Annotated in this window: 12 protein-coding genes; 10 read left to right on the top strand and 2 right to left on the bottom strand. The window is 73.9% G+C overall.

Annotated features, from left to right (window positions below):
- Positions 1–48 precede the first annotated feature (48 nt).
- The 9 genes from QI554_RS27420 to QI554_RS27380 all read left to right on the top strand — a co-directional run bounded on the left by QI554_RS27420 (position 49) and on the right by QI554_RS27380 (position 9,780).
- The gene (locus QI554_RS27420) at positions 49–1,656 is read left to right on the top strand and encodes an AMP-binding protein (RefSeq protein WP_281473500.1); all 1,608 of its coding nucleotides are present in this window, start codon (positions 49–51) and stop codon (positions 1,654–1,656) included.
- A complete protein-coding gene (locus QI554_RS27415; RefSeq protein ID WP_281473351.1) occupies positions 1,650–2,774 on the top strand; it encodes an Ldh family oxidoreductase in 1,125 nt (374 codons plus the stop codon). The genes QI554_RS27420 and QI554_RS27415 overlap by 7 nt, the downstream gene beginning before the upstream one ends.
- A 45-nt stretch (positions 2,775–2,819) precedes the next feature.
- The gene (locus tag QI554_RS27410) at positions 2,820–3,653 is read left to right on the top strand and encodes a TauD/TfdA dioxygenase family protein (RefSeq protein WP_281473350.1); all 834 of its coding nucleotides are present in this window, start codon (positions 2,820–2,822) and stop codon (positions 3,651–3,653) included.
- A 144-nt stretch (positions 3,654–3,797) separates the two neighbouring features.
- Complete coding sequence (locus QI554_RS27405; protein WP_281473349.1) at positions 3,798–4,403, top strand: response regulator transcription factor; 606 nt, start codon at positions 3,798–3,800, stop codon at positions 4,401–4,403.
- Positions 4,400–6,523 (top strand): sensor histidine kinase, encoded by a 2,124-nt coding sequence (locus QI554_RS27400; protein ID WP_281473348.1) that lies wholly within the window; start codon positions 4,400–4,402, stop codon positions 6,521–6,523. Before QI554_RS27405 ends, QI554_RS27400 begins: the two co-directional genes overlap by 4 nt.
- A gap of 82 nt (positions 6,524–6,605) precedes the next feature.
- The gene (locus QI554_RS27395) at positions 6,606–6,974 is read left to right on the top strand and encodes a nuclear transport factor 2 family protein (RefSeq protein ID WP_281473347.1); all 369 of its coding nucleotides are present in this window, start codon (positions 6,606–6,608) and stop codon (positions 6,972–6,974) included.
- 12 nt (positions 6,975–6,986) lie between these two features.
- Positions 6,987–7,352 carry a nuclear transport factor 2 family protein gene (locus QI554_RS27390; RefSeq protein WP_281473345.1) on the top strand — a complete coding sequence of 122 codons (366 nt, stop codon included), beginning with the start codon at positions 6,987–6,989 and terminating at the stop codon, positions 7,350–7,352.
- 51 nt (positions 7,353–7,403) lie between these two features.
- Entirely contained in the window at positions 7,404–7,877 is a 474-nt protein-coding gene (locus QI554_RS27385) for a nitroreductase/quinone reductase family protein (RefSeq protein WP_281473343.1), read from the top strand.
- A gap of 364 nt (positions 7,878–8,241) precedes the next feature.
- A complete protein-coding gene (locus tag QI554_RS27380) occupies positions 8,242–9,780 on the top strand; it encodes a phytoene desaturase family protein (protein WP_281473341.1) in 1,539 nt (512 codons plus the stop codon).
- Between the two features lie 91 nt (positions 9,781–9,871).
- On the opposite strand, the gene QI554_RS27375 is transcribed toward QI554_RS27380, so the two are convergent.
- Entirely contained in the window at positions 9,872–12,133 is a 2,262-nt protein-coding gene (locus tag QI554_RS27375; RefSeq protein WP_281473338.1) for a M9 family metallopeptidase, read from the bottom strand.
- Between the two features lie 216 nt (positions 12,134–12,349).
- A complete protein-coding gene (locus QI554_RS27370; RefSeq protein WP_281473336.1) occupies positions 12,350–13,306 on the bottom strand; it encodes a LysR family transcriptional regulator in 957 nt (318 codons plus the stop codon).
- Between the two features lie 335 nt (positions 13,307–13,641).
- On the opposite strand from QI554_RS27370, the gene QI554_RS27365 reads away from it, so the two are divergent.
- On the top strand, positions 13,642–15,567 hold the full coding sequence (locus QI554_RS27365; RefSeq protein ID WP_281473334.1) for an RNA polymerase sigma factor: 1,926 nt from the start codon (positions 13,642–13,644) through the stop codon (positions 15,565–15,567).
- Positions 15,568–15,608: the final 41 nt, after the last annotated feature.

Genomic DNA, 15,608 nt, shown 5'->3' with positions numbered 1-15,608 from the left:
GAGCACCCGAGCAGCGACCGCAGAACCCCGAGGAGCGTCCCCGTGCTGATGGACCGTCGACTGCTGGCCCCCAACGCGCTGCGCCTGCACGCCGCCGCGCGCCCCGACGCGGTCTTCCTCGAGCACGTCGACGGCCGCCACCTCACCTACCGCGAGACCGAGGCGCTCGCCGCCTGCTGGGCGGCCGGGCTGCGCACCGCAGGGGTCGGGCCCGGCGAGCGCGTCGCCTACCTGCTCGCCGATCCGGTCGACAGCGCGACGGTGTGGCTCGCCGCGGGTCTCGTCCGCGCGGTCTGCGTCCCCGTCAACAGCGCCTACTTCGGCCGTATGCTCGCCCACGTCCTCGCCGACTCCGGCGCGGTCGCCCTCGTCGTCGCGGCCGAGTTCGCCGACCGGATCGAGGCGGTGGCGGGCGAACTCCCGGCCCTGCGCGTCGTCGTGGTGACCGGCACCCCGGGCGCCGCCGCAGGACTGCCCGCGATCCCGTACGCGCGCGTGCTGCCCGCCGTCGAACTTCTGGCCGAGGTCGTACAAATCGACGACGATCCGGGCGTCGAGCCGTACGACACCGCCGCGATCCTCTACACCTCCGGCACCACCGGCCCGTCCAAGGGCGTCGTCACCTCGTGGGCCGCGATGCACGGCTACTGGTCCTGGGTTCCGCCCGACACCCTCGCCGAAGGTGAGGCGCTGTACTGCCCCATGACGCTGTTTCACATCTCCGGCCTGGGCGCCCTCCACTACACGCTGTCGCGCGGCGGCCGCTTCGTCACCCGCGACCGGTTCAGCGCGGCGGCGTTCTGGTCCGACGCGCGCGCGTCCGGCGCCGTGGCCGCCGGGCTGGTCGGCCCGATGACCGCCGTCCTGTACGCAGCCGCCCCGCGGCCCGACGACGCGGACAACCCGCTGCGCGGCCTGATCCTCGGCCCGATGATCCCCGAAACGGCGGACCTCGAGCAGCGGTTCGGGGTCCGGGTCGCGACCTGCTACGGCATGACCGAGGTGCCGCCCGTCATCGCCACCGGCTGGGACCACGGCCCGTGGCGGAACTGCGGCCGGCTCGTCGACGGCTACCCGTGGCCCGAGGCCCGCGTCGTCGACGACCACGACCTGCCCGTCCCGCCCGGCACCGTCGGCGAACTCGTCGTCCGCACCGGCGCCCCGTGGACCCTCAACGGCGGCTACCACGGCCGGCCGGCCGCCACCGCGCACGCGTGGCGCAACGGCTGGTTCCACACCGGAGACGCGTTCCGGCAGGACGACCAGGGCCGGTTCTACTACGTCGACCGCGTCAAGGACGCCATCCGCCGCCGCGGCGAGAACATCTCCTCCTACGAGGTCGAGTCGTTCGTGCTCGACCATCCCGCCGTCGCCGAGTGCGCGGCCTTCGCCGTGCCCGGCGCGCACGGTGGCGACGAGGTGATGATCGCCGTCGTCCCCGCCACGCGGAACGACGGCGAGGGGCCGCTCGACCCAGAGGCGCTCGACGCGTTCCTGGCCGCCGAGATGCCGCGCTACATGCTGCCCCGCTACATCGAGGTCGTCACCGAGCTGCCCAGGAACACCACATCGTTGCGCGTTCAGAAGCACCTCCTTCGCGAACGCGGGGTCACCGCCGCCACCTGGGACCGCGAGGCGAAAGGCACGTCATGGTGAGCGCATCCGGATCCGTTCCCACACCGGACCCGTCACACCCGGCCGCTCCGGCACCCCCGGCCCCGCAGACCGCACCCGTCCCCGCCGAGCGCCTGCGCAAGGTCGCCGCCGGGATCCTCCACGCCCTCGGCGCCCCCGCCCCGTACGCCGACCAGACCGCCGCCCTCCTCGTCGAGGCCGACCTGCGCGGCGTCGACTCCCACGGCACCCACCTCCTCGGCCTGTACGCCTCCCGCATCCGCGCCGGCCACCTGCACCCCGCCGCCGCGCCGCGCGTCGTCCGCGACGGCGGCGCCACACTGCTACTGGACGGCGGCCTGGGCCTCGGCCAGGTCGCCGGCCTGGAAGCCGTCCGCCTGCTCGTCGACCGCACCCGCCGCCACGGCGTCGCGGCCGTCGCGGTCCGCGAGGGCACCCACCTGGGCGCGCTCGCCGCGTACACGGAACGCGCTGCCCGCGCAGGTGTCGTCTGCCTGTGCTTCCAGAACGGCCCGACGCTCGTGCCGCCGCACGGCGGCCTCACCCCGCTGTTCTCCACCAACCCGCTCTCGTACGCCGTCCCCGCGCACGAGGAACCGCCGGTCGTCTACGACGTGGCGACCACGGCCGTCGCAGGCAACAAGCTGTTGCTCGCCCGCAAACGCGGCGACGCGACGATCCCCGACGGCTGGGCCAACGACACTCGCGGCCGCCCCACCACCGACCCCGCCGCCGCGTCCGTCGACCACCTGCGCTGGTTCGGCGGCCACAAGGGCTTCGGCCTCGCCGTCCTCGTCGAGTTGCTCGCGGGCGCGCTGACCGGCAGCTGCTTCGGCGCCACCGAGGACACCGCCTCGCCCGCGCACGGCCGCGAACGCGTCGCCAAGGGCTTCGTGTTCCTCGGCCTGGACCCGGAACGGTTCCTGCCCGGCGGCGGCTTCGCGGCCCGCGTCGACACGCTCGTGCGGGAGATCCGCGCGAGCGAGCCCGCCGACGGCGTCGACCGCGTCCTGGTGCCCGGACAGCTCGAACACGAACGGCGAGCCGTCCGCGAGGCCGAGGGCATTCCGCTGCCGGACGCGCTGCGCGAGGAGATCAACCAGTACGCCGCCGAGCTGGGCGCGCCCGGACTCGACTGACCGCAGCAGGCCGACGCCGACCCACGCCGAGGAGGCCGCACCGCCATGACCGACACCCGCCCGCAGGCTCGCGAACGGACGTCGACCGACGACCCGTTCCGCGTCGAACGCCTCGCGTCCGCCCTCGGCGCCCTCGTCACGGGCGTCGACCTGGCGGCCGGCGTCGACGACGGCGTCCTGGCCCGGCTCCAGGGCCTGTTCCTCGAGCACCAGGTGCTGTGCCTGCGCGGCCAACAGGCCATGTCACCCCGTCAGCAGCTCCAGTTCGCGGCCCGCTGGGGCGAGGTGTCGGTGCACCCGTACGTGCCGAGCATCGAGGGGCACCCCGGCGTCATGAAGATCCACGACCCCACCCCGGTCACCCAGCGCTGGCACGCCGACACCACGCACGCCCCCCGACCGCCCGCGCTCACCCTGCTGCTCGCCCGCGTCATCCCGCCGCTCGGCGGCGACACGATGTGGGCCGACGCATACGGCGCCTACGAGCAGCTCTCGCCCGGCCTGCGCGCGACCCTCGACACGCTGCGCGCCGTCCACCGCGGCACCGAACTCGCGGGCGCCGCAGGGCTCGACCGCGACGCCGTCACCACCACGCACCCCGTCGTCCGCACCCACCCCGACACCGGCCGCAAGGCGCTGTTCGTCAACGGCGACTACACCTCGCACTTCGAGGGCTGGACGACCGAGGAGAGCGCACCGCTGCTGGCCTACCTCTATGCCCAGGTCGCCCGGCCCGAACTGGTCTACCGGCACCGCTGGCAGGTCGGCGACCTGGTGATCTGGGACAACCGCTGCACCCAGCACGCGGTCGTCGGCGACACCGGGGGAGCGGAACGCGTCCTGCACCGGGTCACCATCGCGGGGGACCGGCCGTACTGACGCGCCCGGCCGCAGGCCCGGCACCTCTGGGCACAGCGGCACGCCGACGGTCGCCGTCTCACGCCTCGCCCAACCGCCGCGCCGGTCGAAGATCGTCGGTACGGTGGCGGCCTGCGGTGGAGGCACGAGGCAAGGGGGTGCGCGATGCCGCGCGTACTGCTGGCTGAGGACATGCACATGGTGCGCGGCGCGCTCGTCGCGCTGCTCTCCGACGAACCGGACATCACCGTCGTCGCGGACGTCTGCGACGGCGACGCGGCCGTGCCCGCCGCCCTCGAACACCGGCCCGACGTCGCCGTCCTCGACTTCGACCTGCCCGGCCGCGACGGCCTCGACGTCGCCGGCGAACTCCTCGAACGGCTGCCCGGCTGCCGGGTGATGATCCTCACCGGCATCGGCCGCCCCGGCATCCTGCGCCGCGCCCTCGCCGCCGGGGTCGCCGGGTTCCTGCTGAAGGACGCCCCGCCCGACCGGCTCGCCGAGTCCATACGCCGGGTGCACGCGGGTGAACGCGTGATCGACCCGGCGCTCGCCGCCGCCGCGCTCAACCTGCCGCCGTGCCCGCTCACCGCGCGCGAGACCGACGTCGTGCGGCTGCTCGCGGAAGGCCTCGAAGCCCGCCAGATCGCCAAACGGCTGCACCTGGCCACCGGGACCGTCCGCAACTACCTGACGTCCGCCCTCCTCAAGCTCGGCGCGCGCAACCAGGTGGACGCGGTCCGCATCGCGCAGGCAGCCGACTGGGTGTGAGCCGCGCCGTTCCTCCCGCCGCGGCCCCGGTTCCGGTCCAGGCCCCGGTCGCCCGGGCCCGCGCCGCCGCTCCGGCGGCCCTGACGACCGTGCGCCGCCACGCGTGGCCTGCCCTTCGGCCGGGTGAGGGCCTCGTCCTGGCGAACCTCGGGCTTCTGTTCGCCATGACGCTGTTCAACAACCTCGTGATGCCGTACCGCGTCGTCGACCTGGACTCCGCGCCCTTCGTCATCTGGCTCGGATCCTCGTGCCTCGGGCTGGTCCTCACGGTTCCGCTCTCGCTGCCGCGCTTCGCGGCGGTGCGCGAACGGTACGGAGGGCGCCTGCTCCTCCTCGGCCTCGCCGTCGCCTATGCGCCCGTCCTCACACCCTTGCGCCTGCACGGAAACATCGGCTGCGTCCTCGCCGGGACCCTGCTGGTCGTCGCCGGACGCCTCCGCTGGCTGCTCGCCGCGGCGCAGGTGGCCGCGGCCGCGGTCCTGGACTGGTACGTGTGGCCCGCCGACAGCATGGGCCTGCCCGACGCCGAGCGGTTCACCTGGGTCACCCTCGCCCTCGGCATGGCGCTCAGCGTCTACGCGGTCAGCCGCCTCGGCGACGTCCTCGACGCGCTGCACGGCACCCGCGCCGAACTGGCCGCCACCACAGCCGCCATCGAGCGCCTGCGCGCCGGCCGCGACGCCCACGACATCCTCGGGCTGAGCCTCACCGCGGTGATCCTGCGCCTGGAACTCGCGCGGAGGGGGCTGCGCGCGGGCCGCGACGTGACAGCCGACATCGACGACGTCGCCGCGCTCACCGCACAGGTCCTCGTCGACGCCCGCACCGTCGCCGTCGGCGAACACGCGCACACGCTGCCCGACGAGGCGGCCCGCACCCGCGAGATGCTCGCGTGGGCCGGCGTCGAGGCCTCGTTCCCAACGGAGTTCCCGCCGCTGCCTCCGGACGTGGACGCGACCTTGGCGCTGGTGCTCCGCGAGGCCATCACCAACGTGCTGCGCCACAGCGGCGCGACGTGGTGCACGGTGACGGCGTGTCAAGAGGCCGGGGAGATCCGCCTGACGGTCGAGAACGACGGCGCAGGAGCACCGCGCCCGGCCGACACCCACGGCCCGCGCACACCGGCGGTGCTGGGCGGAGTGACGGGCAGCCCCGACACGGACCGACCGGCGCCCTGCTCCACGACGCCCGGCACGGGAACCGTCAGCGCAGCGGCCAGGCTCGCCGCGCACGGCGGCCACCTGGACGCGGGCCCCGTCGGTGACCGTTACCGGCTCACCGCGCGCATACCCGTGCGCGGAAACCGCATCAAGAGCGGGGCGGCCTCGACAGGATCCCCGCGACAGGTCCTCGGCCTCGCCGTGGTCTTCGCCGCCCACCTCGCGCTCACCACCGTCAGTCCGACCTACTGGCAGATCTTCGGCGGCGATTGGGTGCTGGACACGTCCTCCTACATGGCGGTCGGCTACCTGCTCCTCCTCCACATCGGCCGGCCCCGCCCACCCGGCCGACGCGCCCGCGGCGGCGGCATCACGCTGGTGCTGCTGCTCGCCGTCCCCGCGGTAGCCGTCCACGACCTGCGATGGTTCCCGTACAACTACCTCATACCTTTCGGCGCCGCGGTCCTCCTCCGGTACCCGGGTACGGTCGGACGCGTCGGCTTCGGCGCTACGGCCGTCGTCGGCGGGGCGGTCGCGGGCGGGGCGCTGCCGCAGTCCGTGGTGGCGTCCATCGGCGGTTTCCAGCCCAAGACGTTCGTCTCGTACACGATGGCCGCCTTCTACTTCCAGTTCCTCCTCTACGCGGTCTGCCGGCTCACCACCCTGCGCGAGGAACTCGACCGCGCCCGCGCCGAGTTGGCGGCCTCCGTCAGCACCCGCGAGCGCCTGCGGTTCGGCCGCGACCTGCGCGACCGGCTCGGCTCGGGGCTGTTCACCGTCGGCCGTTCGACCCGCCGGGCCCGCGCGGCACTCGACGACGGCCGGCCCGACACCGCCGGGGCCGCACTGGACGCGGCCCTGGCCGCCGCGCGCCGCGCCGCCGAGGACGTCCGGACCGCCGCGCGCGGGGCACCGGCGCCCCCGCCCGCCGACCGTGAAAATCTCATACCCGGGTCGTGATCGCGGGCACTGCCGGGCCCACCCCGCGTGGATGAAGACTCATGGACGTCACCCCGAACAACCCACGGAAAGCGGGAACACCATGAGCACCGACACCGTCGTCCAGCGCTACCTCGGCGTCTGGAACGAGACCGACCCCGCGATCCGCCGCGCCGCCATCGACGACGTGTTCGCCGCCGAGGTCACCTACACCGACCCGCTCGCCGCCGTCGCCGGGCGCGACGCGCTCGACGCGCTCGTCGGGCAGGTCCACGAGCAGTTCCCCGGCTTCGTGTTCCGCCCGCACGGCCGCGTCGACGCGCACCACGACCTCGTGCGGTTCCAGTGGGGCCTCGGCCCCGCCGGCACCGAGGAGGGCGAGCCCCCGGTCATCGGCTTCGACGTCGTGGCGCTGGACGCCGACGGGCGCGTGCGCTCGGTGCACGGGTTCCTCGACAAGGTCCCGGCCTGACCCGTCCTCGACGTGACCCACCGGAGCGCGGACGTGCTCCCGGCGTCGGCCGGCGCGCGGTACGGCGCGGTCTGGGACGAGACCGAACCGGCCGCGCGGCGGGCGCTGATCGTCGAGGCGTTCACCGAAGACGCGGTGTACACCGACCAGTTCGCGTCGGTTGTCGGGCACGACGAACTCGACGCGCTCGTGGCCACCGTGCAGGCGGAGTTCCCCGACCACACCTGCGTGACCGCCGGAGTCGCGGGCCACCAAAGGCTCTTGCGGATCGCCGTCCGGCTCACCCGGCCGAACAGCCGGGCGCGGCTGGATGGTGACGGGATCGTCGAGCTGGCGGACGACGGGCGGATCCGCAGTGTGTACGTTTTCCTCAGCTGACCCGGCCCGCCGCCCCCCGGCGGGCCCACCCGGCACGGGGAAGGGACACGTATGCCCGACGAGCCCGACGAGCCCGACGAGGAGATCACCGACAGTCCTGTCGGCTGGGTCCACGACCAAATCCGCCGCTACGTCGAGACCGACGGCGAGGACGGCCACCACACCTACGGTATCCCGATGCTGCTGCTCACCACCCGCGGGCGGCGCACCGGCAGACTGCGGCGCACGGCGCTCGTCTACGGCCGCGACCCGGCCGGCGGCGGCGTCGACGACGCGCCGTACCTGGTCGTCGGTTCGAACGGCGGCAAACCGCCGATCCCGGCCTGGTGCCTCAACCTGGCCACCGAGCCGGCCGCCGAGATCCAGGTCGGCGCCGACCGGGTCCCGGTCCTGGCCCGCGTGGCCACGCCGGAGGAGAAGACCCGGCTGTGGCCGGTGATGCTGGCCGTGCACGCGCCGTACGAGGAGATGCAGAACAAGGCGGGTCGGGACCTGCCGGTGCTGATCCTGACACCGGTGCGGTAGCCCGGAAGGCCGCGGCCAGGCACCGGCATCGGCCCGGTCCAGGGCTCGGCCCGGCATCGGCCCCGGTGCGGGCTCGGCCTGGCATCGGCCCGGGCTCGGCATCGGCCTCGGTTCGGGCCCGGCCTCGGCATCGGCCCGGTCCCGGCCATGGCCCGGCCTCGGCCCTGGTGCCGCCCCGGCCCGGCACGGACGCATCGTGCCGGGCCCTCCGGCCGGCACGGGGCGGGACCGCCGTCCCGCCCCGCTGCCCGGCCTGTCGCGTCCCGCGCGGCGGCATCGCCCCGGGTGATCGAATCCGGTCCCACCGGGGTAGTCACCCGGGGCGGGCGGCGCGCCCGTCGGTCGAACGACACTGGAGGCGGGCGTGACACACGACGACTTCGACGCCGTCATCGTCGGCGGCGGGCACAACGGCCTGGTGGCCGCCGCCTACCTCGCGCGGGCCGGGCGCTCGGTGCTCGTCCTGGAGCGGCGGGGCGAGGTCGGCGGGGCGGCGGTGTCCAGCCGGCCCTTCGCGGGGGTCGATGTGCGGCTGTCGCGCTACTCGTACCTGGTCAGCCTGATGCCGCGGTCGATCGTCGCGGAGCTCGGGCTGGACATCGAGCTGCGTCGGCGGCCGATCGGCGCGTACACGCCGTCCGGCGACAACGGTTTCCTCGTCGACGCCGACCCCGCGCGCACCCGTGCCGAGCTGACGCGGTTCGCGGGCGCGCGCGAGGCCGCGGCCTGGGAGCGGTTCCAGGAGCGGCTCGGCGGCCTGGCCGAGCGGGTGTTCCCGACGCTCACCGAACCGCTGCGCTCCCCGGCCGGGTTCCGCGCGGTGGTCGGCGACCCGTGGCTGTGGGAGGCGGTGTTCACGCAGCCGCTGGCCGGCGTGCTGGAGTCCGAGTTCGCCGACGACATGGTGCGCGGCACGGTCGCCACCGACGCGCTGATCGGGACGTTCGCGTCGACCGACGACCCGACGCTGCGTCAGAACCGGTGCTTCCTCTACCACGTGATCGGCGGCGGGACCGGGCACTGGGACGTCCCCGTCGGCGGCATGGGCGCGGTCACCGGCGCCCTCGCCGCCGCGGCGCGGGCGGCCGGCGCGGAGCTGCGCACCGGGGCCGAGGTGACGGCGCTCAGCCCCGACGGCGAAGTGCGGTACGTCCAGGGCGAGCACGAGCACCGCGTGACCGGCGCACACGTCCTCGCCGGTGTGGCGCCCCGCACGCTCGACGCCCTGCTCGGCGCCGAACCGCGCGGCACCGCGCCGGAAGGCGCCCAGCTCAAGGTCAACATGGTGCTTTCCCGGCTGCCGCGCCTGCGCGAGCCCGGGCGGGACCCGCGCGACGCGTTCGCCGGGACGTTCCACATCAACGAGGGTTACGCGCAACTGGCCGCCGCCTACCGCGAGGCGGACGCGGGGACGATCCCGAGCCTGCCGCCCGGCGAGGTCTACTGCCACACGCTGACCGACCCGTCGATCCTCGGCCCGGACCTGCGCGCGGCCGGCGCGCACACGCTGACGCTCTTCGGACTCCACATGCCCGCCCGGCTGTTCGCCGACGAGGCGGCCCGGGCGAAGGCGCTGCGGCTGACCCTCGACTCCGTGAACACCGTGCTGGCCGAGCCGATCGAGGACTGCCTGCTCCGGGACGCCGACGGCGAGCCGTGCCTCGAGGTCCGTACACCGATCGACCTGGAGAGCGAACTCGGCCTGCCCGCCGGGCACATCTTCCATCGCGACCTGTCGTGGCCGTACGCCGAGGACCCGGCGGAGGAGGGCGCGTGGGGCGTCGAGACCGAGCACGAGCGCATCCTGCTGTGCGGTGCGGGCGCCCGGCGCGGCGGCGGTGTCAGCGGCGTCCCGGGCCGCAACGCGGCGATGGCGGTGCTGCGGGGGAGCCGTAAGTCCTGACCACACACGCGAAACGCCGGAACGGCCCGCGAACACGCCCTTGGCAGAGGGCGGTTCGTGGGCCGTTCCGTTCGTGCGCCTACCTCCTACGTCAGAACTGCGTCGTGACCGTCACTCCGCTGTAGGCGGCGTAGCCGTAGAGGCTGACGTAGCGCCAGCCGGCCGTGGCATTGGGGACGGTGATCTGGTCGATGTTGCCGTTGCGCTGCGCGGTCACCGTGTAGTCGGTGTTGGTCGCCCACCGGTCGGGGTTGTAGTACAGGTCGGCGTCACCGGTGCCGCCGGAGAGCGTGACGGTCAGGGTCGCCCCCGCCGGCACGTACACCGTCAGGTAGTTGAGGTTGCCCTGCGCGCCGGACAGGCCGGTGCGCTGGCAGTTCTGCCCCATGATGTACGAACTGCCCTCGCAGGTCGGCAGCGTGGGGGTGGTCGACGCCCGGCACGCGCCCGCCGCGCAGGCGTCGAGCCACGTGTTGAAGTCGGCGTCGTACCGGTTGCCGATGCCGTTGCTGTAGTACGCGTACGCGCCCTTGTAGTCGCCGGCGCGGAACTTGGCGAGGATCGCGGTGATGTCCGAAGGGTGCCGCTCGAACATGTACCGCACCGCGAGGTTGCCCCAGGGGTAGGTGCGGGTGGTGTTCGTGTTCTCGTACGTGGTCTCCCACAGCGTGCTCAGGTTGTACGTGTGCTTGCCGGCCTCGGTGATCATCGACTCGTCGGTGACCTTCCGGTAGCCGTAGGACACGTACTCGGCGACGCCCTCGACCCACCAGATGTCCGGGACGGTCATCTGGAGGTTGAAGTCGCCCTTCATGTCGTAGCGCGAGTCGAGCCAGTGCGTGTACTCGTGGTTGAGGTTGCGGACGTCGCCCGCCCACGGCCCGTCGGCCTGGTTGAGCTCCTGGAAGCTGACGAAGCGCGGCTGGTTGTTCGGGTCGGTGATCGTGCCGTCGAGGAACTCGCCGCCGTTGTCGGTGCCGTTGCCGTACAGCCACGACGAGTAGATCTTGTACTCGTTGCGGGTGCCGAAGATGTCGAGCTCGATGCGGCCCTTGTACTCGTTGGGCAGCGCGCCGTTGTCCTTGACCAGGGCGTGGAAGTAGGCGTCCTGGTTGAGCACGCTGCTGCACACCGCGGCGTTCTCGGCGGCGGTCATCTTCTGCGAGACGACCTTGTGGGTCGCGTCGCAGTCGTACGTGACCGACTGGCTCGCGGCCTTGAGCTTGGTCTGGAAGTCGCAGGTGTTGTAGTAGGAGCAGTTGGCCTTGTCGTGGGTGTCGGTCATGGCGGCCGCGCCGACCCACACCGCGGCGGTCGGGCCGGGGATCGACGAGCGGCCGACCAGGTCGCGCACCAGCGGCCGGACCTTGGCCTGCACGCCCGGGTACTGGACGAGGCGGCCCAGTTCGAGCGCGGCGTTGCCGGGCAGGAAGAACAGGTCGCCGGACGCCAGCCCGATGTGGGCGACCGCGAAGTCGTGCAGCGCGTCGGCGAGCGACGGGTCGGCGGCCAGCGCGGCGGCCCACCCGGGGTCGTTGTCCGCGTAGTACAGGGCGTTGAACACCGAGTTGGTGAAGTCGCGCATGTTCCAGGAGGCTTCCCAGGCGCTGTTGTACGCCCTGAGCACGCGGGCGAAGGCGCCGACGTAGCGGTGCGCGAGCTTGTACTCGGTGAACCACATGGTCTCGTGGCCGATCTGGCCGTTCTCGTCGTTCACGTCGAGGAAGTGCGGGCTCGCGACGACGGCGTCGAGCGCGGAGGAGACCGACGCGACCACGGTGGCGCTCCAGTCCGGCATCGGGTCGCTGCTGCGGCTCTGGACGAAGAAGCCGGCCCGCCCGAACAGCAGCAGCTGCAGCAGCCCGGTCGAGTCGTTGCCCGGGTAGGTGGCCGCGGTGCTCCGGATCGCGTCGGCGACGGTGACCATGTGCGCCTCGCTGAAGACGTTCCGGCCGTCCGCGCTGCCGAGGCTGAACAGGTTGTAGAGGCAGTTCGAGGTGTCCGAGGCCTTCACGAACGCCACCAGGGCCGCGCCGGACCGGGACGCGAAGTCGGCGGTGGTGCACGACTGCGCGGCGGGCGCCGCGGCGATTCTCGGGGCGGCCGCGGTGGCCGGCTTCGGCGGGGAGTTCTGGGGCCGGACGTCCTTGACCGGCGTTCTGCGCTCGCTCGCGCGGTCGGAGCCGGTGGCGGGTAGGCCGTCCGGCTGTTTGTCGTGCGAGGGGGCGGACACGGCGGCCGGCGCGGCCCGGTCGGTCGCCGGCGCGGCGACGCTGGGCAGCGCGGTCACCCCGGTGACGGCGGCGAAGGCGACCACCGCCACGGCGAGGGACCGGGAGAAGAGACGAGGCATTCCGCTGCACTCCTATGTGAAATGTCACATGCCAAATGTGGCGTTCCATGAAGGTGCCACTCCGGTTCGGACCGTGGCAACGGAGCGGGACATAACATCATCGGCGCGTCAGCCATCACATCCGGAAGCCGGTCGACCGCCTCTTCTCCGCGGTGCCGTCCGGAAGTTGACGGTGGCTCAGGTCTCTGCAGGGTCGTACGCGCGGCCCGCCGCGGGTCAGGGCGAGGTGTAGGTGCGCGCCATCCACGACTGGAAGTGCGGCGCACGCGCGATCAGTTCGCGGTACGTGTCGGCCGCCGCGCGGTACAGCGTCTCGGCGATGCCGTCCGCCGGCCCCTCCCGCCGCCACACCAGCAGGTACCGCGCCCACAACGGCGCCCCGGCCAGCGGCTTCACGACCACACCGGGGACCACCTGCGTCGTCGCCTGCACGACGGACACGCCCATGCCCTCGGCGATCATGTTCTGCAACTGCAGCCGGTCGCCCAGGAACTCGTGCACCACGGCGGGCGCGAAACCCGCCGCCCGGCACGCGGTGTGGAACACGCCCGGCCAGCCGGCCCCGTCGTCCGGCGTCACGAACCAGGCCTCGCCGGACAGTTCGGCGAGCGAGACGTCGGCATGGTGCCGGAGCCGGTGCTCGGCGGGCAGCGCGATGAAGGACGGCTCGGTGACGATGCCCCGGTGCTCCAGCGCGTCGGAGTGCGCGAGTTCCGAACCCGGGTAGTCCACGGCGAGCGCGGCGTCGATCTCGTCCCGCTCCAGCAGGTCGACGATGTCGGATGAGGCGTACACGCTGCTCACCGTCAGCCCGAGCGTAGGCAGCAGACTGCGCAGCCGTCTGGCCAGCCCGGGCAGGATGGGGGTGTTCGTCGCCGCCAGCCGCAACGCGCGGGCGGGCTCGGCGCCGTCGGCGCGGCCCGTCCACCGCCCGATCCGCTCGGCGGCGGACAGCGCCTCCCGGGCCTGCGCCAGCACCTGCGCGCCGTACGGCGTCGGCTTGACCCCGGACGCCGTGCGCTGATAGAGACTGCGCCCGAAGTAACGTTCCAACCGGGCCAGTTGCGTGCTCACGGCGGGCTGGCTCTGGCCGAGCATCGTCGCCGCCCGGCCCAGGCTCCCTGCCTCGGCTATCGCGCAGAGGGTGCGCAGGTGGCGGAGTTCCAGTTCCATACGCACCCCTCGACCTCGGCAAGTCGACCGCCCGTCACGAATCGTTCACACGGCCGACCGAGTCCGGAGAGTATGGGAGATCCGCCGCCCCGCCAAGAGCCGTGACCTGGCCGGTCACGCCAGGCGGTTGGCCGGATCACGAGCCTGCCCCAACAGGTCGTTTTCCTGTTATCGGCCGCTCCCGTGGCGGTCCGCGCGACGGCGGATCCACGGCGCCGACCCGCACGATGCGGAACCTGAGGTAACTCTTCCGGGCGACGCTCGTTGCGCAGCGTGCGAGCGGGCCCGCCGTGTGTCCTGCGGGCCGCCGACGGTGGCGGTGAGGGGACGAAAGCGTGCTGCGCGAGTACTCGACGGAATGGGGAGCCCGCACGGCCGCGCGGGCCCGGGCGCTCAGCGGACGGCTGCCCGGCTACCACGAGGTGCGCGCCGGCGAGGCGGTCCTCGTCCGGCGCTACCCCGAACTCGTGCGCGCGGCCTACTTCATCCTGCCCGCGGCCGACGAGCGGCACGACCGGGTGCTTGCCGCCCACTCGGTCGTCCAGGACGCGCTGCCGCGCCGGTGGCGCGGCTCGGCGCCGCCCGACGAGGACACGGTGCGCGCCCGCGTCGTCAAACTCGCCCTGCGCCGCCTCGAACGCTCTTGGCGGGTGCGGTCGTTGCCGCAGGTGTGGGGACTGCGGTTCGTCACCCTCGCGTCCGGCCCCGAGGCGGTCGCCGTCGAAAAGGCCGTCGACGCGCTCGGCCCCGAGGCCCGCGCGGCGTACGTGCTGCGGTTCCTCGCCGGGCTGCCCGTCGAGGCGGCGCACGCGGTGCTCGCCGCGGCCGGCGTCGCCGAACCCGGGCCCGCGCTCGCGGACGCCGCACGCGTCGACGCCGAACTCGTGCGGGCCGGCCACAGCGCGCGCGAGCTGCTCGACAGCGGGCCGCTGGACCCGTGCACGGTACGCGTCCGCCCGTCCGACCTGCTGCGCCGTCGGCGCCGCCGCTGGTCGGCGGGCCTCGCCGCCGGCCTACTCGTGGCAACGGCGCTGGTGGGCCTGCCCGGTGACGGGCCGTCCGCCAGCGGCACGGGCGACCGGGTCCGGCCCGCCGCGGCAGCCCGGCCCGGAGCGCCGATCCACGTCGCCGCCGACGCCTGGGCCACCACCACCCGCCTGGACTTCGCCGTGTGGAACACCCGCGGACCGCTCGCCGACGACACGGCGCTCGTCGAACGCGCTGTGCGGGCCTGGTCGTTCAGCGACCCGACCGTCCAGGTCTCCGCCGCCGCGCGCACCCAGGCCGGACCGCCGGTCGGGACGCAACACCTGCTGTACGCGGGCGAGTTCCCCGGTGGGCTGAAGGTCGTGATCCTGGCCGACGCGACACGGATCGCCCGCTACGCCGAGATCGGTTCGGCACGCGGCCTCGACCTCTCCGCGGCCGACGACTCCGACGAGCGCTCGGCATCCGCCATCGTGCTCACCCGGGGCGCGGACGGCACGCGGCTGCTGCTCGCCCCGTGGGTGACCGAGGCCAGGGTCCGCGACCTGCGGCGGCCCGCCGAGGCCCCGCGGCCGGTGGCGGTGACCGGCGGAGTGACCGCGCCGGTGGTGCTCGGCGGCGCCGAGTGCACCCGTGTGCCGGTCCTCGAACTGCGGGCCAAGCGCGCCGCCGACGGCAACCCGTACCTGCTCGCCGACCTCGGCGAACTGACCGCGACGCACCTGACCTACATGCCGCCGCCGGAGTTCCCGCACACCGGTCGCCCCGCCGAGGCACCGTCCAGCGACCGCGCGCTCGCGGCGTGGGCGCGCACCGCGTGCGTGCTGCCCGACCTGCGCGGCAAGGGCCTGCGGCTGGTGAACAACTGGGAGTACGCGCACTTCGCCCTGCCGGAGACGCAGGGCGAGGCGACCTGGTCGTGCCTGCACGGCTTCGACCGCACCGGCGGGGGCCAGGTCGTCATCGAGTTCAACCCGCCGGGCGCGGACGCGGCGGGCGCGCGGACGGTGGCGTCCCTACGGGACTCGCCGCTGTGCAGCCGCTCGGCGAACGACGTTCTGGCGTACACGTGGTGGCAGTCGGGCTCGGGCGCGTGGTACCTGGTCGCGGCGGGCAGCCGCGACGTCGCCAAGGTGACGGCGACGGGGCCGGTCACCGGGAACGCGGACGCGCGCCAGCTGGTCGTGAAGTCCACTGCGGCGGCCGCGCGGGGCCCGGCGCCGAACCTGACGGCGACGGTCAAGGGCGGCACGGTGATCAAGCCGGCGAACTAGGGCGTGTACGGGGATCTCTTCGGGCTCGCGCCGCGTGGCAC

It is taken from the genome of Yinghuangia seranimata, from assembly GCF_029953285.1.
Classification (GTDB): Bacteria; Actinomycetota; Actinomycetes; order Streptomycetales; family Streptomycetaceae; genus Yinghuangia; species Yinghuangia seranimata.
This window is presented reverse-complemented; position numbering and strand designations above follow the sequence as displayed.